The sequence below is a fragment of the Candidatus Buchananbacteria bacterium CG10_big_fil_rev_8_21_14_0_10_42_9 genome, assembly GCA_002773845.1.
Taxonomy (GTDB): Bacteria; Patescibacteriota; Patescibacteriia; order Buchananbacterales; family 21-14-0-10-42-9; genus 21-14-0-10-42-9.
Map to the genome: position 1 here is coordinate 1 of PEZZ01000017.1, position 467 is coordinate 467.

Below are 467 nucleotides of genomic sequence, written 5' to 3' on the forward strand. Positions count from 1 at the left end.
AAACCGATTTATGAAGATTGCTCAAATAGTTTCCACATTCCCGCCCTATCATGGAGGAATGGGCAATACGGCATATAATTTTTCCAAATATTTGGCTAAATTAGGGCACGATGTTACCGTGATAACTCCCACTACGGCAAAAAAAGATAATCCAGCGGAATTTAAAATAGAATATTTAAAGCCTTTATTTTCTTTCGGTAATGCCGGTTTTTTACCCCAGCTTTTTTGGCGCCTGTCAGAGTATGATATTATTCATTTGCATTATCCATTTTTTGGCGGCACTGAAGCCGTTTTATTTTTTAAAAAATTTAAAAATCCTAAAGCGAAATTGGTTTTACAATATCATATGGACGTTGTTGCCAGTGGGTTTAAAAGTTGTTTTTTTAAAATTTACAACAAGATTGTAAGGCCACAAATTATTGAAATTGCCGATCTCATCATTTGTTCTTCTTTTGACTATATTAAAC

The 467-nt window shown here is 33.6% G+C and carries 1 protein-coding gene; it reads left to right on the forward strand.

The window, feature by feature from the left end:
• On the forward strand, positions 1-467 hold a 467-nt coding region (locus COT81_02355), incomplete at both ends, for a hypothetical protein (GenBank protein ID PIS05160.1).